This window comes from Nocardioides campestrisoli, assembly GCF_013624435.2.
Lineage (GTDB): Bacteria > Actinomycetota > Actinomycetes > Propionibacteriales > Nocardioidaceae > Nocardioides > Nocardioides campestrisoli.
Genome location: NZ_CP061768.1, coordinates 2,797,334 through 2,818,782, shown reverse-complemented (window position 1 = coordinate 2,818,782; position 21,449 = coordinate 2,797,334). Strand labels below are relative to the sequence as shown.

Annotated in this window: 16 protein-coding genes; 8 read left to right on the top strand and 8 right to left on the bottom strand. The window is 73.8% G+C overall.

Annotated elements, in window-relative coordinates; genetic code table 11:
• Positions 1-42: 42 nt before the first annotated feature.
• The 5 genes from H8838_RS13240 to H8838_RS13220 are packed head-to-tail and all read right to left on the bottom strand — an operon-like array spanning position 43 to position 3,995.
• Entirely contained in the window at positions 43-903 is an 861-nt protein-coding gene (locus H8838_RS13240; RefSeq protein ID WP_185995790.1) for a hypothetical protein, read from the bottom strand.
• Positions 904-953: 50 nt separating this feature from the next.
• Entirely contained in the window at positions 954-2,009 is a 1,056-nt protein-coding gene (locus H8838_RS13235; RefSeq protein WP_181312897.1) for a sulfate/molybdate ABC transporter ATP-binding protein, read from the bottom strand.
• Positions 2,006-2,797: an ABC transporter permease gene (locus H8838_RS13230; protein WP_181312896.1), complete on the bottom strand. Its 792-nt coding sequence runs from the start codon at positions 2,795-2,797 to the stop codon at positions 2,006-2,008. Before H8838_RS13230 ends, H8838_RS13235 begins: the two co-directional genes overlap by 4 nt.
• Positions 2,794-3,597, bottom strand: a complete 804-nt coding sequence (modA, locus tag H8838_RS13225) for a molybdate ABC transporter substrate-binding protein (RefSeq protein ID WP_185995791.1) — start codon at positions 3,595-3,597, stop codon at positions 2,794-2,796. The genes H8838_RS13230 and modA overlap by 4 nt, the downstream gene beginning before the upstream one ends.
• The gene (locus H8838_RS13220; protein WP_181312894.1) at positions 3,594-3,995 is read right to left on the bottom strand and encodes a TOBE domain-containing protein; all 402 of its coding nucleotides are present in this window, start codon (positions 3,993-3,995) and stop codon (positions 3,594-3,596) included. The genes modA and H8838_RS13220 overlap by 4 nt, the downstream gene beginning before the upstream one ends.
• 186 nt (positions 3,996-4,181) lie before the next feature.
• On the opposite strand from H8838_RS13220, the gene H8838_RS13215 reads away from it, so the two are divergent.
• The 3 genes from H8838_RS13215 to H8838_RS13205 are packed head-to-tail and all read left to right on the top strand — an operon-like array spanning position 4,182 to position 9,987.
• On the top strand, positions 4,182-5,693 hold the full coding sequence (locus H8838_RS13215) for a DUF3375 domain-containing protein (protein ID WP_185995792.1): 1,512 nt from the start codon (positions 4,182-4,184) through the stop codon (positions 5,691-5,693).
• The gene (locus H8838_RS13210; protein ID WP_185995793.1) at positions 5,690-6,469 is read left to right on the top strand and encodes a DUF4194 domain-containing protein; all 780 of its coding nucleotides are present in this window, start codon (positions 5,690-5,692) and stop codon (positions 6,467-6,469) included. Before H8838_RS13215 ends, H8838_RS13210 begins: the two co-directional genes overlap by 4 nt.
• Positions 6,466-9,987: an ATP-binding protein gene (locus tag H8838_RS13205; RefSeq protein ID WP_185995794.1), complete on the top strand. Its 3,522-nt coding sequence runs from the start codon at positions 6,466-6,468 to the stop codon at positions 9,985-9,987. Before H8838_RS13210 ends, H8838_RS13205 begins: the two co-directional genes overlap by 4 nt.
• Here the strand turns inward: H8838_RS13205 and H8838_RS13200 are convergent.
• Positions 9,974-12,037: an APC family permease gene (locus H8838_RS13200; protein ID WP_185995795.1), complete on the bottom strand. Its 2,064-nt coding sequence runs from the start codon at positions 12,035-12,037 to the stop codon at positions 9,974-9,976. The two genes, H8838_RS13205 and H8838_RS13200, sit on opposite strands and share 14 nt — an antisense overlap.
• Positions 12,038-12,174: 137 nt before the next feature.
• Here H8838_RS13200 and H8838_RS13195 point away from each other — a divergent pair, with 137 nt between their 5' ends.
• The 3 genes from H8838_RS13195 (at position 12,175) to H8838_RS13185 (ending at position 14,664) form a co-directional block, all read left to right on the top strand.
• Positions 12,175-13,605: a sensor histidine kinase gene (locus H8838_RS13195; RefSeq protein ID WP_185995796.1), complete on the top strand. Its 1,431-nt coding sequence runs from the start codon at positions 12,175-12,177 to the stop codon at positions 13,603-13,605.
• A complete protein-coding gene (locus tag H8838_RS13190; RefSeq protein ID WP_185995797.1) occupies positions 13,602-14,270 on the top strand; it encodes a response regulator in 669 nt (222 codons plus the stop codon). The genes H8838_RS13195 and H8838_RS13190 overlap by 4 nt, the downstream gene beginning before the upstream one ends.
• Positions 14,271-14,346: 76 nt before the next feature.
• On the top strand, positions 14,347-14,664 hold the full coding sequence (locus H8838_RS13185; protein WP_185995798.1) for a hypothetical protein: 318 nt from the start codon (positions 14,347-14,349) through the stop codon (positions 14,662-14,664).
• A 14-nt stretch (positions 14,665-14,678) separates the two neighbouring features.
• Here the strand turns inward: H8838_RS13185 and H8838_RS13180 are convergent, their stop codons facing one another.
• Positions 14,679-15,698, bottom strand: a complete 1,020-nt coding sequence (locus H8838_RS13180) for a patatin-like phospholipase family protein (protein ID WP_185995799.1) — start codon at positions 15,696-15,698, stop codon at positions 14,679-14,681.
• 104 nt (positions 15,699-15,802) lie between these two features.
• Between H8838_RS13180 and H8838_RS13175 the strand changes: the two genes are divergently transcribed.
• Positions 15,803-17,497, top strand: a complete 1,695-nt coding sequence (locus H8838_RS13175) for a long-chain-fatty-acid--CoA ligase (RefSeq protein ID WP_185995800.1) — start codon at positions 15,803-15,805, stop codon at positions 17,495-17,497.
• Positions 17,498-17,552: 55 nt separating this feature from the next.
• Complete coding sequence (locus tag H8838_RS13170) at positions 17,553-19,760, top strand: catalase (RefSeq protein ID WP_181312884.1); 2,208 nt, start codon at positions 17,553-17,555, stop codon at positions 19,758-19,760.
• A gap of 51 nt (positions 19,761-19,811) precedes the next feature.
• Here H8838_RS13170 and H8838_RS13165 read toward each other — a convergent pair whose 3' ends face one another.
• On the bottom strand, positions 19,812-21,434 hold the full coding sequence (locus H8838_RS13165; RefSeq protein WP_185995801.1) for an MXAN_6640 family putative metalloprotease: 1,623 nt from the start codon (positions 21,432-21,434) through the stop codon (positions 19,812-19,814).
• Between the last annotated feature and the right edge of the window lie 15 nt (positions 21,435-21,449).

Here is a 21,449-nt window from a genome sequence, read left to right as displayed (position 1 = left end):
CAGGGCCGACCCGACGCCGGTTGATGGCCGGGTGCCGCGAGATCAGCTGGCGCCCGACGCGGTCGGGCTGGGGGCCGGCTCGGAGGGGGTGGGCTGGTCGGTCGGCGTCGACTCCGGGGTGGAGCCCAGGGTCGGCTCCGACGGCGTGGGGGAGGACCCGTCGGTCGGGGTCGAGCCGGAGCTGGGGCTGGGCGTCGGGGTGGCCGGGGCGCTCGGGCTGGAGCTCTCGCTGGGCGTCTCGCCCGGCTCGCGCTCGCGGGGCTCGCGTCGGGCGGGCCGGTCCACGTCGGAGACCTCACGGCTCACCTGCCCGATCGTGGTACCGCCGTCGCCACCGCCGGTGCGCGAGGAGACGCTGCGGCCGGTCACCAGCTCGAAGGCCGTGATCGCGCCCAGCGCCACCACGAAGACCAGGACGGCCATCAGGGTGACCCGTTTCCAGGGCAGGGCACGCAGCCGGTCGCCGAGTGAGGCGGACTCCTGGTCCGGGTCCGAGCCGGCTGGGTCGAGGTCGGCTGGGTCCTGGTCCTGCCGGTCCGCCTCGTCCTGCCGGTCGGCGTCACCGTAGAGGTCCGGCGCGGTCCGCCCGGCGGACCCGTCGTCCGCCGGTGGGTTCGCCGTCCCGGGCTCCGGGTTCTCGATCCGGCGCATCTCCAGTCCCGGCCGCGCGCGCAGCGCGACCGCCCGGGCCTGGGCGACCGTGTCCTTGCTCTTGGCGAGCCCGCGTGTGTAGAGGGCGGTGCCCACGGTGGCGGCGACGCTGCCCAGTGCCGCGCCGATGATCGTGCCGGCGGCGCCGAGGGTGGACAGCAGGACGGCGCTGGTCACCGCGGCCATCGCGCCGCCGACGGTACGCAGCCAGTCGATGTCCAGCCCGGAGCTCTTCTCGTCGTTCTCGGCCATCACCCTCCACCATGCCAGCCCGGTCCCACCCGCCGCGTCGGCGGTGTCTCTCACCCGGCGTAGACGGCGACCTCCTGGGCCTTGACCACGAAGACCGCCTCGGAGCCGGTGGCCAGATCGAGCTCGGTCAGGGCGCGGGCGGTCACGTCGGCGGTCAGGTCACCGGCCCGCAGCCGGACCTGCGCGCCGTGCGGCTCGAGCGCGGTGACGGTCACCGGCAGCACGTTGCGAGGGCTGCCCCCGGGCTGCTGGAGGAAGACCGAGACGGCCTGGGGGTGGAAGACGGCGACGGCGGGCTCGCCCTCGCCCGGGGTGGAGCCGTCCGGGACCCCCTCGACGCGCAGGCCGGCGGGGGAGTGGACGGCGCCCTCGCGCCACGTACCCCGGACCATGTTGAGACCCGCGATCCTCGCCGCGAAGGCGCTGCGCGGCCGGGAGAGCACCTCCTCGCACGGCCCGTCCTCGACGACCCGCCCGTGCTCGAGGACGACGACCCGGTCGGCCAGCAGCAGGGCGTCGAGCACGTCGTGGGTGACCAGCACCACGGTCCGGTCCGCGAGCACCCGGCGCAGGGTCTGGCGCAGCACGGTGGCGTGCGAGACGTCCACGGCGGCCAGGGGCTCGTCGAGCAGGAGCAGCCGGGGGTCGGTGGCCAGGGCTCGGGCCAGCGCGACCCGCTGCGCCTGGCCGCCCGAGAGGCCGGCGGGCCGCCGCCCGACCAGCGCCGGGTCGACCCCGACCTCGCGCAGCCAGTCGCGTGCCCGGACGCGGGCCTCGCGCCGGGGGGTCCCGGTGCTGCGGGGACCGAACGCCACGTTCTCCTCGACACTCAGGTGCGGGAAGAGCAGCGGGTCCTGGGCCATCAGCCCGACGTGCCGCTCGTGCGGCGGCACGTGCTTCCGGTCCTGGTGACCGGCGGCCGTGAGCACCCGCCCGTCCAGCACCACCCGGCCCCGGTCGGGGGTCAGCAGGCCGGCTGCCACCGCCAGGAGCGTCGACTTCCCGGCGCCGTTGGGTCCGAGGAGGGCCACGGTCTCCCCGGTGGACACCTCCAGGGACACCTCGACGCCGCGCTCGTCGACCACCGCCTCCAGCTGCAGGCTCACAGGCTGCTCCTGCCCTGGCGGGCCAGCCCGATGACCAGCACCGCCACCATCACCAGTACCAGGGAGAGGGCGACCGCGGCCTCCGCGTCGGTCTCGCGGCGCAGGTAGATCTCCAGCGGCAGGGTCCGGGTCACGCCCTGCAGGCTGCCGGCGAAGGTGATGGTGGCGCCGAACTCGCCCAGCGCCCGGGCGAACGCCAGCACCGCGCCCGAGACCAGGCCGGGGAGGACCAGGGGCAGGGTGACCCGCCGCAGCACCGTGCTGGGCCGGGCGCCCAGGGAGGCCGCCACCACCTCGTACTGCTGGCCGGCGGTGCGCAGCGACCCTTCCAGGCTGACCACGAGGAAAGGCAGCGCCACGAACGTCTGGGCCAGCACCACGGCGGTGGTGGAGAAGGCGACCTGGACGCCCAGCAGCTCGAAGGTCCCCCCGAGGAGCCCCCGCCGGCCGAAGGTGTAGAGCAGCGCGATGCCGCCCACCACCGGCGGCAGCACCAGGGGGAGCAGCACCAGCGAGCGCAGCAGGCTCTGCCCGGGGAACCGGGTGCGGGCGAGCACCACCGCCATCGGGCCCCCGAGCAGGACGCAGAGCAGCGTGCTGACCGCCGAGGTGCGCAGGCTCAGGGCGAGCGCGTCGCGGGAGGCCTCGGAGGTGATCAGCTCGAGGAAGTCTGCCCACGGCGTACGCAGCACCACCGCCACCAGCGGCAGCAGCACGAACGCCGCGCCTCCGGCGGCGGGCAGGTAGAGCCACCGGGGGACGTCGACGTGGCTGTGCCGACCGCTCATGGTGCGTCGGTCCTGCCGGGCGACGGGTCGAAGCCGGGGCGCGGCGGGCCGAAGCCGGCGTCGGCAAGGATCGCCTGGCCTCGCTCGCCCAGCACCAGCGCGACGAACTCCTCGGCCAGCCTGGCCCGGGCGCTGTCGGCGACGGGCGCGATCGGGTAGTGGTTGACCGACTCCTCCGACTCCTGGAAGTCGATGCCCTCGACGTGGTGGCCGGCCGCGAGCACGTCGGTCACGTAGACCAGGCCGGCGTCGGCCTCCCCGGAGGTGACCTTGGCCAGCACGTCGGTCACCGACTGCTCCTCGCTGACGGGGGCGAGCGTGACGCCCGCGGCCTCGGCCGCCTCGGTGGCGGCCGCACCGCACGGCACCTCGGGGGCGCAGACGACCAGCTGGAGGTCTGGGTCGGCGAGGTCGGCGAAGGTGGCGACGCCGGCGGGGTTGCCCGGCGGTACGGCGATCCGCAGGGTGTTGGTGGCGAACGGCTGCGGCTCCTCGGCGACCAGGAGCTCGTTGAGCAGCCTCCGCATGGTGGCGGTGTCCGCGGAGGCGAAGACGTCGGCGGGCGCGCCCTCGAGGATCTGCGCGGCCAGGTCGGAGGAGCCGGCCAGGTTGAGCTGCACCTCCACCCCGTCGTGGTCGGCCTCGAACTCCTCGGCCAGCTGCTCGAACGGCCCGGCCAGCGACGCCGCGGCGTAGACCCGCAGGGTGGTCGCGTCGGGGTCGTCGCCGTCCGGTGAGCAGCCGCCAGCGAGGAGCGCGAGCGCGAGGGCGAGCACCCCGGTCAGTACGCGGCTTCTCACCGGTCCGCCGTCGTCTCGACGATCACGGTGGTCGACTTGATCACCGCGACCGCGGCGGAGCCGAGCTCGAGGCCCAGCGCGCGCACCGACTCGCTGCTCATCAGCGAGACCACGCGGAACGGCCCGCACTGCAGCTCGACCTGGGCCATCACCTCGTCGACCTTGAGGTCGGTGACCAGGCCGACGAACCGGTTGCGGGCCGAGCTGAGGACGTCCCCGGGGGGTCCTGGGGGCGTGGCCTGCTGCCGGGCCACCTGGGCGACCTCGTAGCCGTCGACCGTCTTGCGGCCCGCCTCGTCGGTGGACTCGCTGAGCAGGCCGCGGTCGACCCAGCGTCGGACGGTGTCGTCGCTCACGCCGAGGTAGGACGCGGCGTCCCTGATCCTCATGTGCGGCATGAACGGCAGCCTAGAGCCGCATCTGCGCCATTGAACACCCCACACGGGCGCGCACCGGCGCGCGGTGGGATGCTGTCTCGTTGCCGAGCGGGCGCAGACCGGTCGCGGACCCCCGCGGACGGGCCGCGGTGCCAGCCGCACGGGCGCACGACAGGCACACGACAGCGACAGGACAGAAGGAGCACGATGAGCGAGGTGGCCAGCGAGCTGGCTCGCGTGCGCGGCGCCTTCCGCCAGCCCACGCTGACCCTCCTGCACCAGCGTCAGGCGCCCGTGGTGATCGCGGTGTTCCGCGCGGCGTTCGGACGCGACAACCGCCCGGTGCCGACCGCCCGGCTGCACGCCCAGGTCGAGGACCACCTGGGCCGGCTGCGTGGCGCCGGGGAGCCCGACGTCCCCGTGGGCAGCGGACGCGAGGTGTGCCTGCGGTGGATGCGCGGCCAGTGGCTGGTCCGGACCCTGGACGACAGCGGCCGCGAGGTCTACGCGCTGACCTCGCACGCCCAGCAGGCGCTCGAGCTGGTCAAGGCGCTCTCCCGCGACCGGGCGACGCTGAGCGAGCACCGGATCGCCACCCTGCTCAGCACCGTACGCCGGTTCAACAGCGAGGCGAACCCGGACCGGACGGCGCGGGTCACCCTGCTGAACGCCGAGATCGCCCGGCTGACCGCGGAGCGGGACCGGCTGGTCGACGGCGCCGAGCTGGAGCCGGCCACGCCCGACTACATGCTCGAGGGGTTCACCGAGCTCCAGCTGCTGATCTCCGCCCTGCCCAGCGACTTCGCCCGGGTGGAGGAGCGGTTCGCCCAGATCCGGGCCGAGATCCTCGCGTCGTTCCGCTCCGAGGCGCGTCCGGCCGGTGAGGTGATCGACGACTACCTCGCCCGCGCCGACGCACTGATGACCGCGACCCCCGAGGGGCGCGCGTTCGAGGGGGCGTTCGCCCTGCTGCGCGACGACTCGATGGTCGGACAGCTCCGCGACGACCTGGCGGCGCTGCTCGAGCACCCGCTCTCGGACCAGCTGCTGGCCGACGGTGAGCGGGCCGAGCTGCGGGGCACGGTGCGACTGATCCGCGAGGGGCTGGACCGCGTGCTCTCCCAGCGCTCCCGGGTGACCTCCACGCTCAAGGAGTACATCGTCTCCCACGACGCGACCCGCGACCGTGAGCTGGAGCAGACGCTGCGCCGCATCGAGTCCGAGCTGATGACCTGGATGGCCCACAGCGGCCCGCGCGCCACCGTCGACCTGCCGCTCCTGCCTGCCCGGGTCGAGGTCGAGCACCTGCGCGAGCGCTTCCACGACCCGGCGGACGACGTGGTGCCCACCCGGCTGGCCGACCTCGCACCGCCCGAGACCGCGGGCCCCTCCCGCCAGGACCTGATGGCCCTCGGCGGCCCCTCGCTGGCCGACCTCCGCGAGCGGCTCGACCGGGCGATGGGCTCCCCGGACCCGGCGGCGTCGCTGGGCGACCTCTTCGACTCCCTCGACCCGTCGCTGCGCCGACCGGTGGAGATCCTCGGGCTGCTCCACCTGGCCGCCGACCGCGACCTGGCCGCCGAGGAGCGCACGGAGCCCTACCGGGCCGTGCGCCCCGACGGCTCGCAGCGCACCTTCCGGGTGCCGCTGGTCCCGCTGCCCGGGACGGACCCGTCCGCACCAGACCTCGACCGCACGCCGCAGGAGGACGCACGATGAGCACCCTCGAGGACCAGCACGAGCACCTGGCCGACGACGAGTACGCGGCCCTGTCCCAGGACGAGCACGCGGACCAGGACCAGGACGAGCCGGCCCACGACACCGCGTCGGTCTCCCTCTTCGAGGGCGACGAGGGCGAGCTTGAGTACGCCGAGCGCCGGGCTCTGGTGGCGCTGCTCAAGCAGCGCTTCATCAGCGCGCGCACCCACCCCCAGGCCTGGCGGGCGCTGACCGGCAACGAGCGGGTGATCCGCTCCAGGCTGCACGAGCTCTTCCTCGACCTGCAGGTCGACCCGGTCCGCGAGGTGGCGTGGAAGCGTCAGGCCGTCCCGGAGACCGGTGGGCGCTTCCCCACGTTGCTGCACGACGTGGCCTGGTCCCGGGAGGAGACGGTGGTGCTGGTCCACCTGCGCGACCGTTACCGGGTCGCCACCGCGGCCGGGGAGGAACGGGTCTTCGTGGACCGCGACGACGTCGTCGACTACGTCGCCGGGTTCCGCCCGCCGCACGCCACCGACGTCTCCGGCGACGAGAAGCGGGCCCGCAACGCGGTGAGCAGCATCCAGAAGGCGGGGCTGCTGATCGGCGCTCCCACCGACCACCGCTTCGAGATCAGCGAGGCGATCGAGTCGCTGCTGCCGCTCGAGCGGCTCCAGGAGCTGCTGGTCAGCCTCCAGCAGACCAACGACCCCGAGGCCCCGGCCGAGGACCCCTTGTTCGCCGACGACCGGGCGAGCACGACACCGCAGGTCACGGACGAGGAGGACCGGGGATGACGCAGGGCACCGAGGTCGCGGGGGCGATCGAGCCGGACGAGCTGGACGGACTGGACGAACTGGAGTCCTCGCTCGACGAGGACGAGGACGAGGCCGCGCACAGCGACGGCCTCTTCGCCCACGAGAGCGTGGCCACCCCCTCCGACGACACCGAGCAGTGGCGGATCGAGACGTTGCAGCTGGTCAACTGGGGCGGCTTCTCCGGCCGGGTCGCGATCGACCTCAGCGGCGACACCACGATGATCTCCGGCGCCTCCGGCGTCGGCAAGAGCACCGTCCTGGACGCCTACACCGCCCTGATGATGCCCTCGGACACCAAGTTCAACGGCGCCTCCAACGACGCCACCGCGGGCCGCGCCCGCAGCCTGGGCCAGCGCAACCTGCTCTCCTACCTGCGGGGCGCCGTCGACCTGGTGGACGACCCCCGCACCGGCCGACCCACCGAGCGGCTCCTGCGCGGGCGCTCCAGCGACACCTGGGGCGCGGTCTCGGCGACCTTCGTCAACGACGGGCAGCGGCGGTTCACCGTGCTGCGCACCTACTACGTGCCCCGGCGGGCGACCAGGTCCAGCGACGTCTCCATGCAGCTGGTCACCCTGGACTCCGGCCTGGACCTGGCGACGCTGGAGGCCGCGGTCCCGGACCGCTTCCACGCCAACACCCTCAAGAAGGTGCACCCGGGGGCCCGGGTCCACCGCACGTACGCCGAGTTCGCCGCGACGCTGCACGCCCGGCTCGGGATCGGGGCCAACGGCGACGGCGCCAAGGCCCTGCGGCTGCTCGCCCGCATCCAGGCCGGCAACCAGGTGCGCAGCGTCGACGAGCTCTACAAGGAGATGGTCCTCGAGCGCCCGGCGACCTTCGCCGCCGCGGACCGCGCGGTGGAGCACTTCGACGACCTCGAGTCCGCCTACGTGGCGATGCAGACCGAGGAGCGCAAGCAGGAGCTGCTCGCGCCGGTCGTCGAGCTCGCGGCCCGCAAGAGCGCCGCGCTCTCCCAGGCCGGCGAGCTCGACGCGTTCGGGGTCACGGCGCAGGGCGACACCCCGGTGCGCCTGTGGATGCTGCGTACGCACGCGCGGCTGCTGGCCGCGGCGGTCACCGGCAACCGGCGGGAGCGCGGCCGGGTCGCCGACGAGCTCAAGACCAGCAGTCGCGAGGTCGCGGCACTGACCGCGGACCTGGAGGCAGCCAAGGAGGAGCACCGCCAGGCCGGCGGAACGACCCTGGAGCGGCTCGCCGCGGACATCGAGCGGGAGCAGGCGCTGCGGGCCGAGCGCGCGGCCCGGCGCGACGCCCTGCTGCAGCGGACCGGGGCACTGCTCGACCTGGAGACCGACGGCGAGCCCGGCGACCCGCTCGGCTCCCGGGAGGCCTACCACGCCCTCGTCGACCGCGCGGAGCGCTGGCTGGCCCAGCACCCCGCCGAGCTCGCGGGACTGGTCGCCGAGCGCGACGAGGTGATGGCCGCGCGCTACCCGCTGATGGCTCGGCGCAAGGCGCTGGGCGAGGAGCGGGCCTCGCTGGAGGGCCGGGCCGGCCGGGTGCCCGCACACCTGCACGCGATCCGGCACGAGGTGGCCCGGGCCAGCGGGCTCAGCCCCGCCGAGCTGCCCTTCGTCGCCGAGCTGATCGACGTCGCGCCCGGTGAGTCGCGGTGGCGCACCGCCATCGAGACCGTGCTGGGCTCCTCGGCCCGGCTGATGCTGGTGCCGCTGGAGCGGCTCGACGAGTTCTCCGCCGCGATCGACTCGCTCTCGCTGCGTGGCCGTCTCACCTTCGAGGGCGCCGAGCTCGACCTGGAGGAGCCGGGCACGCCGGACCCCGACCACGTGGCCGGCAAGCTGCTGCTCCAGGAGTCGCCGTTCCGCGGCTGGGTCGCCGAGCACGTGGCCCACCCCTCCCGCAACGCCCTGTGCGTCGAGGACGCCGCGGACCTGGCGGGCGGCGGTCTGCGGGTGACCCTGGCCGGGCAGACGCGCTCGGGACGCCGTGGTTCCCACGGCTCGGGGGAGCAGCGCAGCATCATCGGCTTCAGCAACCGCGACTCCCTGGCCGAGATCGACCAGGAGCTGGCCGGGATCGAGGAGTCGCTGGACGAGCTGGACTCGCGGCTCGCCGCCGTCGAGCAGGCCACCCGGTTGCTCGACCTGCGCCGCGCCGCCCACGAGGCGGTGCGCAGCCACGGCTTCGACGACCTGGACGTGCCCTCCTGCGACCAGCGGATCGAGGAGCTGACGCAGCGGCGGGGCGCGATCCTGGGCTCCGACGACCGGCTGACGATCCTCGAGGAGCAGATCGAGCGTCTCGGCGCGGACCTGGAGGAGGCGCGCCGGCTCCGCTACCAGCTCGAGGAGCGCCGGGCGGCCCTGGACGCCGAGCACGGCGAGATGGTCGAGGCCGAGGACCAGGTCAACGACGAGCTCGAGCGGATGGAGCGCGTCGGCGGGGTGCGGCTGAGCGAGGAGCAGCTGGTCCGCCTGGACGAGGAGTTCGCCGCCGCCTGCGCCCCCGAGGACCCCGACGACCTGGCCCGCTTCCACGAGAACACCGGCCGGCTCCAGGCCCGGCTGCACGCGGCCGTCACCACGGCCCAGGTCGAGGTGGAGCACGTTGACCGCGAGCTCTCCGCCATCTTCCGCGCCTACCAGCTGCAGTGGGAGGACCCCAACCTGGGCACCACCCCCGACTCGTGCGCCGACTACGCGCGCATCCTGGCCGAGATCGAGGCGACCGGGCTGGCGAAGCGGCGGGCGGAGTGGCGCCGTCGCCTCACCGAGTGGAGTGGCCAGGACCTCGTCCCGCTGGCGGGGGCGATGTCGGCCTCGGTCGAGGAGATCGAGGACCGGCTGGAGCCGATCAACGCGATCCTGCGACGCCTGGAGTTCGGCGCGGAGAAGGACAGGTTGCGGATCCGGCTGCGCCGGCTGACCCCGGCGCACGTGCAGGTCTTCGTCCGCGACCTGCGCGAGCTCTCCCGCGGTTCGGCGAAGGACCTGGACGAGGAGCAGATGGAGGCGCGCTTCGCCGACCTGCGCCGGTTCATGGCCCAGCTGCGGCCGACCGAGGCGGGCCTCGACGGCGCCGACCGCGACCGGCTGCTCGACGTACGGCGGCACGTGGAGATCAGCGCCGAGCGCTACGACCGGCTCACCGGCGAGCTCAAGTCGACCTACCGGACCCTGGGGGAGAAGAGCGGCGGCGAGAGCCAGGAGCTGGTGGCCTTCATCGTCGGCTCGGCGCTGCGGTTCCGGCTGGGCGACGAGCTGCGCTCGCGGCCCCGGTTCGCCCCGGTGATGCTCGACGAGGGCTTCGTCAAGGCCGACTCGGAGTTCGCCGGGCGCGCGGTGCAGGCGTGGACGGGGCTGGGGTTCCAGCTGGTCATCGGCGTCCCGCTGGACAAGGTCACCGGCCTGGAGCCGCACATGGAGACCCTGCTGCTGGTCACCAAGAACACCGAGACCCACCTCTCGGCGATCCACGCGATCACCGACGAGGAGTCCCTCAGCGCCGGGTGAACGACCGTGGGGGCCGCCCCTGCCGCACGTCCCCGGGCCGGGCCCGGTCCAGGTCCCGCTCGCGCCGCTGCAGGGCGGCGTGCGAGGAGCTGAGCTGGAAGGGCACCGAGGTGACCATGACCGCGGGCCGGAAGAGCAGCCGCGCCTTGAGCCGCAGCGCGGTCTGGTTGTGCAGCAGCTGCTCCCACCACCGGCCCACGACGTACTCCGGGATGTAGACCGCGACGACACCGCGCGGGTTCGCCGCCCGGAGCTCGGCGGTGTAGGCGACCACCGGGCGCACCAGCTCGCGGTAGGGGGAGTGCAGCACCCGCAGCGCCACCTCCTGCCCGGACTCCTGCCACTGCCGCATCAGCTCCCGGGTCTCCTCGGTGTCGGTGTCCACGTGCAGGCACTCGAGCACGTTGGGCCGCGTCGCCCGGGCGTAGGCGATGGCGCGCAGGGTCGGCTTGTGCAGCCGGGAGACCAGCACGACGGCGTGCACCCGGGTGGGCATCACGCTGTCCTGCTCGTCGGACTCCAGCTCCTCGGCGACCTGGTCGTAGTGCCGGCGCACCTGGAGCATCAGGAAGTAGAAGATCGCCATCGCCAGGATCGCGATCCACGCCCCGGCCAGGAACTTCGTCACCAGGATCACCACCAGCACGACGGAGGTCAGGGCCAGGCCGAAGGCGTTGATCGCCCGGGAGCGGAGCATCCGGTGCCGGGTGCGGGGGTCGTGCACCTCGCGCAGCCGACCGGTCCAGTGCCGCAGCATGCCGAGCTGGCTCATGGTGAAGGAGACGAAGACCCCGACGATGTAGAGCTGGATCAGGCGGGTCGTCTCGGCGTCGAAGGCCAGGATCAGCACGATCGCGAGACCGGCCAGGAAGACGATGCCGTTGCTGAACGCCAGCCGGTCGCCCCGGGCCCCGAGGGCGCGGGGGGCCAGGCCGTCGCGGGCCAGGATCGAGGCGAGCACCGGGAAGCCGTTGAACGCCGTGTTGGCGGCGAGCACCAGGATCACCCCGGTCATCGAGACCACCAGGTAGAACGCCGGAGGGAAGTCGGCGAAGAGCGCTCCGGCGATCTGGGCGATCACCGTGTGCTGGTCGTAGCCCGCCGGCAGCGCGGAGCCGTCGGCGGTGCGCAGCTGGTCGAGCTGGTGCGGGTCGACGTACCGCATCCCCATCTGGTTGGCCAGCACGATGATCGAGACCATCATCGACACCGCGATCAGCCCGAGCAGCAGCAGCGTGGTGGCGGCGTTGCGGCTCTTGGGCTTGCGGAACGCCGGGACGCCGTTGGAGATCGCCTCCACCCCGGTCAGGGCGGCACAGCCCGAGGAGAACGCCCGGGCGAGCAGCAGCAGGAGACCCAGGGTGGTGAGCGGCTCCTCGAACCCCGCCGCCGGCACGACCTGCAGCTCGGCGCTCTCCACCTGGGGCAGGGTCCCGGTCAGGAGCCGGAACAGTCCGACGGCGGCCATCCCGAGGAGCGCCGCCATGAACGTGTACGTCGGGACCGCGAACAGGGCGCCGGACTCCCGGACCCCGCGCAGGTTCACCGCGGCGAGCACCACCACGAGCGCCACCGCCACCGTCGGCTCGTGCCCGGACAGGGCGGGCAGCGCGGCGGCAGCGTACTGGGAGCCCGAGGAGATGGAGACCGCCACCGTGAGCACGTAGTCGACCAGCAGGGCGCTGGCCACCGTCACCCCCGCCCGGCGCCCGAGGTTGACCGTGGCGACCTCGTAGTCGCCGCCGCCGCTGGGGTAGGCGTGCACGGTCTGCCGGTAGGAGGCGACCACCGCCATCAGCACCACCGCGACCGCGAGCGCGACCTTCCACGACCAGGCGTACGCCGTCGCGCCGGCGACGGCGAGCATGATGAAGACCTCGTCGGGGGCGTAGGCGACCGAGGAGAGGGCGTCGCTGGCGAAGATCGGCAGTGCCACCCGCTTGGGCAGCATCGTCTCGTCCAGCTGCTCGCTCTTGAGCCGGGTGCCCAGGAAGAGCTGCTTGGAGCGCCGGGCCAGGGACGGTGAGGCGATGAGGGAGGAGCTGTCCATGTCGCCTCCATCCAACGCCGGGCACCGGCCGCGTGGAAGGACATGCGGTGTCAAGGAACCGTCAAGACCGGCTGGGCGGGTGCTCCCTGGCGCACAATGGTCCTCGTGACGACGCGCCCGCTGCCGACGGTGCGGACGTGAACGCCCGGGCGGGCGACGCGGGTCGCCTGGGACCGGGCCGGCACGCGGGCGGCTGGGTGCTCGCGCTGGCCGGACCGGTGGTGGTCACCGGGGCGCTGGCTCGCGAGGAGCCCGCGGCGTCGACCCTGGCCCTGGGCGCGATGACACTGCTGGCCATGACCGTGGCCAGCGCCCTGGCCGGCGGGTGGTGGCCCGCGCTGGTCAGCGCGACCACCGGGACCCTGGCCCTCAACTGGTTCCTCACCGCGCCGTCGCGGACCCTGGAGATCGACCGTCGGGTCGACGCCCTGGCACTGGTCATCTTCGTCCTCGTGGCCGTGGCCGTCGCCTCGGTGGTGCAGACCGCGGCGCGGCGCAGCGCCCAGGCGCAGGCAGCGCGCGCCGAGGCCGACAGCCTGACCGCGCTGAACACGGCGCTGCTCAGCGGTGAGCACGACCCCGCCGCGCTGCTGGCCCAGCTGCGGGGCACCTTCGACCTGGACGGGGTCTCGCTGCTGCGGCGCACCGGCCCGGACGGCTGGTACCTGGTGGCCGCCGTGGGCGACCGGCCCCCGGCGCGTCCGGACCAGGCCGGCGAGGTGGCCGAGCTGACCCCCGACCTGGTCGTCGCCACCAGCGCCCCGAGCCGACTCCCGCAGCACCACCGCAACGTCTTCACCGGGTTCGCCACCCACCTGGCGGTGGCCGTGGAGCGGCAGGAGCTCGAGCAGCGGCGGGTGGAGACCGAGGGCCTGCGGGAGGCCGACCGGGTTCGCAGCGCGCTGCTCGCGGCCCTCTCGCACGACCTGCGCACCCCGCTGGCCTCGGTGAAGGCGGCGGTCTCGAGCCTGCGCAGCCCCGAGGTGCACTGGAGCGCCGAGGACGAGGCCGAGCTGCTGGCCACGATCGAGGAGGGGGTGGACCGGCTGCACGCGATCATGGCCAACCTGCTGGACCTGGGCCGGCTGCAGGTGGGGGCCGTGCAGCGTGCGGACCAGGTCGTGGGCATGGACGACGTGGTCAGCCGGACCGTCGGCAGCATGCCGGGTGCCGGCTCGGTTCGCCTGGAGCTGCCCGAGGAGCTGCCGCCGGTGCGCGCCGACGCGGGACTGCTGGACCGGGTGGTGGAGAACCTCGTCGACAACGCCCTGCGGCACGCGGGCCCGGACGCCGAGGTGCGGGTCTCCACGGCGCCCGGCCCGGGACTGGTCCGGCTGCTGGTGGCGGACCGCGGCCCAGGGGTGCCCGACGACCGCAAGGAGGAGATGTTCCGACCGTTCCAGCGGCTGGGGGACCGGCACGGCCCCGCGGGCGTCGGCCTCGGCCTGGCGGTCGCGCGTGGCCTCACCGAGGCGATGGGCGGCACCCTGCACGCCGAGGACACCCCCGGCGGCGGGCTCACGATGGTCGTGGAGCTGCCCGCGGTGGCCGAGGAGGTGCGCACGTGACCCAGGTGCTGGTGGTCGACGACGAGCCGGCCATGCGCCGCACGCTCTCCCTCAACCTGCGCGCCCGCGGCTACGAGGTGGAGGTCGCGGGCACCGGCGAGGAGGCGCTCGCCCGGCTGCGCGCCGGCGGGACCGACCTGGTGCTGCTGGACCTCGGACTGCCCGACCTCGGCGGCCTCGAGGTGCTCACCCGGCTGCGGACCTGGAGCCAGGTGCCGGTGATCGTGGTCTCGGCCAGGCACGCCTCGGAGGAGAAGGTGGCCGCCCTGGACGCCGGGGCCGACGACTACGTCACCAAGCCGGTCGGGGTGGACGAGCTGCTGGCCCGGATCCGGGCCGCGGTCCGCCGGGTGCCGGAGCCGGAGCGGGTGGTCGAGGCCGGGGAGCTGCGGATCGACCTGGACGCGCGCCGGGTCTCGGTCGCGGGGGAGGCGGTGCGCCTGACGCCGACCGAGTGGCGGATCCTCGACGCCCTGGTCTCCCGACCGGGGCGGCTGGTGCCTCAGGGGGAGCTGCTGCGGACCGTGTGGGGCCCGGCGTACGAGAAGGAGACGAACTACCTGCGGGTCTACCTCTCCACGCTGCGGCGCAAGCTGGAGGCCGACCCCTCCCGGCCGCGGCACCTGGTGACCGAGCCCGGGATGGGTTACCGGTTCGTGCCCTGAGCGGTGGTCTGGACACCCGCCCCGCACTTCGCTGCTTTCACCGCGAGCCGGCTGGGCGGCGTTCTACCGTCCTCGCGTGACCCTTGAGATGGCGGTCCCCGCGGCCGGTGCACGCGGGCGGGAGCGGCACGTGCTGCCTGTCCGGGCGGTGCGGCGTGCCTGGGACGAGACCCCGGAGGAGACCCGCCGGACGCTGCGCAGGACGCTGCCCGCCCCGCTGACGACCGCGCTGCTGCGGCTGGTCGACCCGCACGGGCTGCACGGTCACAGTGACGCGTCGGCGCTGGCGGAGGCCTTCCGCCGGCTGGGGGAGGACGAGGTCGAGGCGCTCAGCGGTGCGATGCCGTTCTCCCTGTTCTGGGCGGTCGCCCGGCTCTCGCAGAACCTGTACTGAGGGCGGGTTCTGCCTCACCCCGGCTCGCTGGTCGATCCGGGTGCCGGGGGAGGCGCCAGGCGTGCCAGGGCGTCGGTCGCGACCGACCGGCCGAGCGCCATCATCTCCGCCGCCCGGTGGAAGTCGAGGGTCCGGCAGGAGTTCTTCGGCACCGAGATCTGCAGGTCCGGCGGGTAGCCGGCCATCTGGTACCGGGCGACCACGCGCTGCAGGGAGTCGATCGACAGCTCCATCACCCGCAGCACCCCGAGGTCGTCGGGGAGGTCGTCGTACGGCGAGACCATCTCCGGCAGCTCGGGCACGCTCCCGGCGGCAGCGGCGGGGTCCTCGCCCCGCCTGGCGGCGAACCAGCGCGAGACCCGTCGGCCGGCCTCCAGCTCGAGGACCTGCGAGGCGGTGTGCCGCAGCCGTTCGTACCACTCGCTGAGCGGCCGGTCCTCGGCGGACTCCTGCGTCGGACCGGCGTCCGGAGGGTCGGTCTCCTCGCCCGAGAGCGTCACCGCGATCCGCAGGTCGGCGGGGAGCCCGCCGAGCGGAGTCATCGGCACGGGGTTGCACATCCCGCCGTCCGCGAGCAGCCGGCCGTTGAGCATCACCGGGGTGAAGAAGCTCGGCAGGGCGATCGAGGCCCGGACGGCCACCTCCACCGGTCCGCGCTGGAACCACACCTCGCGATGGGCCAGCAGATCGGTGGCCACGGCTGTGAAGGGGATCGGCAGGTCCTCGATCCGGGCGCCGTCGAGCAGGTCGGCGACCCTCCCCATCACCCGCTCGCCCCGGATCATCCCGGGGGTGCGCAGCGCCGGGTCGAGCAGCCGCAGGACGTCGCGCTGCGACAGGTTGCCCACCCACTCGGTGTACCCGTCGAGGCAGCCCGCGGCGTGCAGCCCCCCGACCAGGGCTCCCATCGAGGTGCCGGCGATGCCCACCACCTCGTAGCCCTGCTCCTCCAGCACCTGGATCACGCCGATGTGCGCGTACCCGCGGGCACCGCCGCCACCGAGCGCGAGCACGACGCGGCCCGACCTGGTCATCCCCCGAGCCTAAGGGCCCGGGTGGGCGACGCAACCCCCCGTGGCCCGGCGTATTTTGGTGCCGTCGAGGCACGGTGCCGACGGCGGAGAGGCCAGGACGACAGATGAGTACGAAGCCGCGATGGGCCGACGCGTACGGACCCGGGGTGCCGCTCCACCTGGAGTACGGCGACACCACCGTGCTGGACCTGCTGGAGCGGTCGGTCGACCGCTTCGGTGACCGGGACGCGATCGACTTCCTCGGCCGCAGCACCACGTACGCCCAGGTCGGCGACCAGGTCGACCGGGTCGCCGAAGGGCTGCGCCGGCTCGGCGTCGGCCCCGGGGACCGGGTGGCCCTGGTGATGCCCAACTGCCCGCAGAACCTCGTCGCCTTCTTCGCCGTCCTCCGGCTCGGGGCCACCGCGGTCGAGCACAACCCGCTCTACACCGCCGCCGAGCTCCGGCCGGCCTTCGTCGACCACGGTGCCAAGGTCGCCGTGGTGTGGGACAAGATCGCCCCGGTGGTCTCGGAGCTGCGCGGCTCCAGCGCGCTCGAGCAGGTCGTCGCCGTCGACCTGACGGCCGAGCTGCCCCTGCTCAAGCGGGTCGCGCTCCGGCTCCCGGTCGCCCGGGCCCGGGCCTCGCGCGAGCAGCTCACCGGCCCCGCGCCGGGCACCATCGCCTGGTCCTCGCTGCGCGGCTCGGAGCCGCTCGACCCGGCCCACCCCAGGCCGGTCGCCGAGGACGTCGCCCTCCTGCTCTACACCTCCGGCACCACCGGCTCGCCCAAGGGAGTCGAGCTGCGCCACCGCAACCTGGTCGCCAACGTCACCCAGGGCCGGGCCTGGGTGCCCGGCCTGGTCGAGGGGGAGGAGACGTTCCTGGTCCCGCTGCCGCTCTTCCACGCGTACGGCGTGACCGTGAGCATGCTGCTCGGGGTCGCCCTGGCGGCACGCCTGGTGCTCCTGCCCAAGCCGGAGACCGACCTGGTGATGGAGGCGATCGCGCGCCGCGTGCCCGGCTTCCTGCCCGCAGTGCCGCCGCTCTACGCGCGCATCCTCGACGAGGCCGAGCGGCGTGGGATCTCGCTGCAGGGCATCCGGTTCAGCCTCTCGGGGGCGATGCCCCTGACCGCCGAGCTGATCGACCGGTGGGAGGCCGCCACCGGCGGGCTGCTGGTGGAGGGGTACGGCCTGACCGAGACCTCCCCGGTGATCGTGGGCAACCCGATGACCAAGGGCCGCCGGCCGGGGTCGATCGGGGTGCCGTTCCCCGACACCGAGGTGCGGGTGGTCGACCGCGAGGACCCGGACCGCGAGGTGGAGCTGGGGGAGAGCGGTGAGCTGCTGGTGCGCGGCCCCCAGGTCTTCTCCGGCTACCGGGGACTGCCGGAGGAGACCGCCGAGGCCTTCCACGACGGCTGGTTCCGCACCGGCGACGTGGTGACGATGTCGCCCGACGGCTACCTGACCGTGGTGGACCGGGTGAAGGAGATCATCATCACCGGCGGCTTCAACGTCTACCCCTCCGAGGTCGAGGCGGTGATCCGCACCCACGGCGGTGTGGTGGACGCCGCGGTGGTCGGGATCCTCCAGCCGGGAGGCGGTGAGGAGGTCGTGGCCGCCGTGGTGCAGGTCGAGGGGGTCTCTCTGCACGCCGACGAGCTGCGGGAGCACGCGCGGGCCGGGCTGACGCCGTACAAGGTGCCGCGCCGGGTCGTCTTCGTCGACGAGCTGCCGACCAACCCGATGGGCAAGGTGCTGCGCCGCGAGGTGGTCAAGGTCGTGACCGAGGAGGGTCCGCCTGCGGGTGCATGACTCCCCCGGAGTGGGTACGGGACCTGCCCGTCCACCTCCGGAAGGACCTTCCCGCATGAGCAAGCACGACCCTGTCGTTCCCGGCGTCCCCGCCCCGGAGCCGCCGTCCCTGACCGAGCCGACCACGCCGCGCGAGCCGTTGCCGCCCAAGCCCGACCAGCGGGCCCCGCAGGTGGAGACCGCGACCGGCCGCGCGGTGGGCGAGCCGACCGACCGCACCCAGAACGGTCCCTGGCTGACCACGTCGACCGGGACCCGGATCCGCGACACCGACCACTCCCTGAAGGCCGGGGAGCGCGGACCGACGCTGCTCCAGGACCACCACCTGCGGGAGAAGATCACCCACTTCGACCACGAGCGGATCCCCGAGCGCGTGGTGCACGCCCGCGGCGCCGCGGCGCACGGCTACTTCGAGGGCTACGGCACCGCGGAGACCATCTCCATGGCGGGGCTCTTCGCCAAGGGGAAGCGGACGCCGGTCTTCACCCGGTTCTCCACCGTGCTGGGCTCGCGCGGGTCGGCCGACACCGTCCGAGACACCCGCGGGTTCGCCACGAAGTTCTACACCGACGAGGGCGTGTGGGACCTGGTGGCCAACAACATGCCGGTCTTCTTCATCCAGGACGGCATCAAGTTCCCCGACATCATCCACGCCGCCAAGCCGCACCCGGACCGGGAGATCCCGCAGGCGCAGAGCGCCCACGACACCTTCTGGGACTTCGTCTCGCTGCACACCGAGGCGCAGCACCACACCATGTGGAACATGTCCGACCGGGGCATCCCGCGCTCGTACCGGATGATGGAGGGCTTCGGCGTCCACACGTTCCGGTGCATCAACGCCGAGGGGGGCACCTCCCTGGTCAAGTTCCACTGGAAGCCGAAGCTCGGCGTGCACTCCCTGACCTGGGAGGAGGCGCAGATGATCAACGGCATCGACCCCGACTTCCACCGTCGCGACCTCTACGACGCGATCGAGGCCGGCGCCTTCCCCGAGTGGGAGCTCGGCGTGCAGGTCTTCCCCGACGAGCCCGACCAGATGTTCGCCGGCATCGACCTGCTGGACCCGACCAAGATCGTCCCCGAGGAGCTGGCCCCGGTGCAGCCGATCGGCCGGCTGGTGCTCGACGCCAACCCGACGAACTTCTTCGCCGAGGTCGAGCAGGTGGCCTACCACGTGGGCCACGTGGTCCCCGGGATCGACTTCACCGACGACCCGCTGCTGCAGACCCGGCTGTTCTCCTACGTCGACACGCAGCTCTCGCGGCTCGGCGGGCCGAACTTCAACCAGATCCCGATCAACCGCACCCACGCGCCGGTCAACGACATGCTGCGTGACGGTTTCCACCAGCACGCGGTGCACGCCGGGGTTGCGCCGTACAAGCCGAACTCGCTGGACGGCGGCTGCCCGTTCCACGCGGGCGCCGACCTCTCCGACGAGGAGACCCGGGCGTTCGTCGACGCGGCGGTCACCGTGGCGCAGGCGGGCAAGGTCCGGGCCAACCCGGCGTCGTACGACGACCACTTCAGCCAGGTGCGGCTCTTCTGGCGGTCGATGACGCCGGTGGAGAAGGAGCACATCATCCGGGCCTACTCCTTCGAGCTCGGCAAGTGCTACGAGCAGGCGGTCAAGGAGCGCCAGCTGCAGTGCCTGGCCAACATCGACCCGGTGCTGTGCCAGGAGGTGGCCACCGCGCTCGGACTTCCTGCGCCCGAGCCCACCGTGCCGCTGGAGGACCCGGAGCCGAGCCCGGCGCTGTCGCAGGTCGGCCAGACCTGGCCGGCCGACGGCCGGATCGTCGGGATCCTGGTCGACGACGCGGACGACCTCGACGAGGTCGCGCGGGTCCGCACGGCCATCCACGAGGCCGGCATGGTGGCCTTCCTGATCGGCCCGCACGGCGGGATGATCGGGGGCCTTCCGGTGCAGCGCACGTTCGCCACCGGACGCTCGGTCGAGCTCGACGCGCTCCTGGTGGCACGCACCCCGGTGCCTGCGCCGGACGCGCTGGTCGCCCGGGACGAGAAGGCCGGGGCTCCGACGGCGACGGCGGACCCCCGGGCCGTGATGCTGGTCCAGGAGTGCCTGCGGCACTCCAAGGCGGTCGCCGCCTGGGGCGCCGGCAGCGACCTGCTGGAGCAGGCCGGCGCCACCGGTGCTGCTGGTGTGGTCGTGGCCGAGAGCGGCGAGCAGGCCCTGGCCGAGCTCACCGGGCTGATGGCCGCGCACCGGGTCTGGGAGCGGTTCCCCGCCCAGGTCGCCTGAGCACGACCCCTCGGTCCGGGCCTGGGCCGTGCGGCACTCGCGCCGCGCGGCTCAGGCCGGACGGACCACAGCGGCTGGCCGCGCCACGGCCGTCAGGGTGAACCGCTGGTCGTCGTCGACGGCCTTGCCGCCGCAGGCCCAGGCGCTCGGGCCACCGCACCCGCGGTAGCGGGTGGAGGTGTTGCTGAGCACCACCACGATCTTGCGGATCCGGCCGCGCTGGAGGCCGACCGTGCGCGAGCCCCGCCCCGAGCGGTCGAGCCGGACGTCGAAGCGCCTCAGCCCGCCGTCCGTCTTGTGCACCAGCACCCGGGCGACCGGGTCGGCGGCGCGCCCCTTGGCCGCCTCGACCCGGAGGTGGAGCCGGGCGCGGGGGTGCAGAGCCCGACCGGCGCGGAGCTGGACGGTGTGCGCGGCCAGGTGGGGGACCCGGACCGAGACCTTCCGGGTGGGACGACCCGGCTGGATCCGCAGCTTGCGGCCCAGCGGGGCCTTGCGATAGGCGCGGCCCTCGTCGTAGTACCGCCGCGGGGAGAGGTTGGACTCCACGAACCGGGCGTAGAACTTCCCCCAGCTCCGGTTCCGGCTGGCCAGGTAGCGACGGATCCCCTGGACCGAGTACTCGTCGCGACCCGCGGAGTCCAGGCGGGTCCAGATCTGCCTGATCGAGTCCTGCCCCAGCGACTGGGCGAGTCGCTGGACGAAGATCCAGTTGCCGTACATGGCCTGGTCTGCGGAGTAGCTGTCGAGCGAGACCCCGGGGCGGCCCAGCTGCCCGGCGCTGAGGAACTGCCGGTTGTCGTTGACCGAGTCGGCGAGCACCTCCTCCATCCAGGTGGCGGTCGCCTCCATCCACCAGCGGTCCTCGCGGACGTCGACGTTGAACTGCACGGCGTGGAAGAACTCGTGCACCGCGGTGACGTGCAGGCTCGCCGACGGGGTGTCGGAGAAGCCGACCATGTCGTTGTCGAGCACGCAGTACGAGGATGACTTGCCCGGCTGCCCGGGCACCCGGCCCTCCGGCACGCAGTAGCCGTACAGCCCCTGGTCGGAGATGTTGGCCAGGTAGACGTCGAACCGGGCGTCGCCGCCGGCGGTGCCGTCCGAGGCGGGCGCGGGGTAGCCCATCCGGTCCACCTGACCGGTCCAGGCCTCGTCGACGGCGGCCAGCGTCTGGTCGGCCCAGGCAGGCGTGGCCCGGTCGTTGCCCCCGGTCACGTAGGTGACGCAGATCCGGGCGTTGCAGCGCTGGGCGGTGGGCTGCTCCGGGTCGTACGAGGCCCAGGTGTCGGTGCCGGGCACCGTGGGTCGGGCGAGCAGGCGGGTCGCGAGCCGGCGGTCCTCGCGATCCATCCCCGGGCGGGCCAGGAACAGGTCGCGCAGCACCATCGTGACGTCGGCGGCGTCCTCCCGTACGTCCGGGGCCTGGGGGGCGTTGCCGTCCGGGGTGTTCTCCCCGGCGTCGGCGAGCAGCAGCTCCTGGGCCTCGGCGAGCTCCGGCGGAGGGCCGTCCCCTGCTGCGTCGCCCTCCCCGTCGGCTGTCCCGTCCACCACGTCCACCATGTCCACCACGTCCACCGCCTCGCCCGGGAGGGCGCCCTGCGCGGGAGCGGTCACGAACCCGGTCAGCAGGAGCGGCAGGGCAGCGAGGAACGCGGCGGCGGGTCGGCGCAAGGGGTGCTCTCGATC

Bases quoted from the DNA above. Each gene is read 5' to 3' on its own strand.
- H8838_RS13240 (WP_185995790.1), bottom strand. From the start codon at position 903: ATGGCCGAGAACGACGAGAAGAGCTCCGGGCTGGACATCGACTGGCTG.
- H8838_RS13230 (WP_181312896.1), bottom strand. From the start codon at position 2,797: ATGAGCGGTCGGCACAGCCACGTCGACGTCCCCCGGTGGCTCTACCTG.
- H8838_RS13220 (WP_181312894.1), bottom strand. From the start codon at position 3,995: ATGCCGCACATGAGGATCAGGGACGCCGCGTCCTACCTCGGCGTGAGC.
- H8838_RS13215 (WP_185995792.1), top strand. From the start codon at position 4,182: ATGAGCGAGGTGGCCAGCGAGCTGGCTCGCGTGCGCGGCGCCTTCCGC.
- H8838_RS13210 (WP_185995793.1), top strand. From the start codon at position 5,690: ATGAGCACCCTCGAGGACCAGCACGAGCACCTGGCCGACGACGAGTAC.
- H8838_RS13205 (WP_185995794.1), top strand. From the start codon at position 6,466: ATGACGCAGGGCACCGAGGTCGCGGGGGCGATCGAGCCGGACGAGCTG.
- H8838_RS13200 (WP_185995795.1), bottom strand. From the start codon at position 12,037: ATGGACAGCTCCTCCCTCATCGCCTCACCGTCCCTGGCCCGGCGCTCC.
- H8838_RS13180 (WP_185995799.1), bottom strand. From the start codon at position 15,698: ATGACCAGGTCGGGCCGCGTCGTGCTCGCGCTCGGTGGCGGCGGTGCC.
- H8838_RS13175 (WP_185995800.1), top strand. From the start codon at position 15,803: ATGAGTACGAAGCCGCGATGGGCCGACGCGTACGGACCCGGGGTGCCG.
- H8838_RS13170 (WP_181312884.1), top strand. From the start codon at position 17,553: ATGAGCAAGCACGACCCTGTCGTTCCCGGCGTCCCCGCCCCGGAGCCG.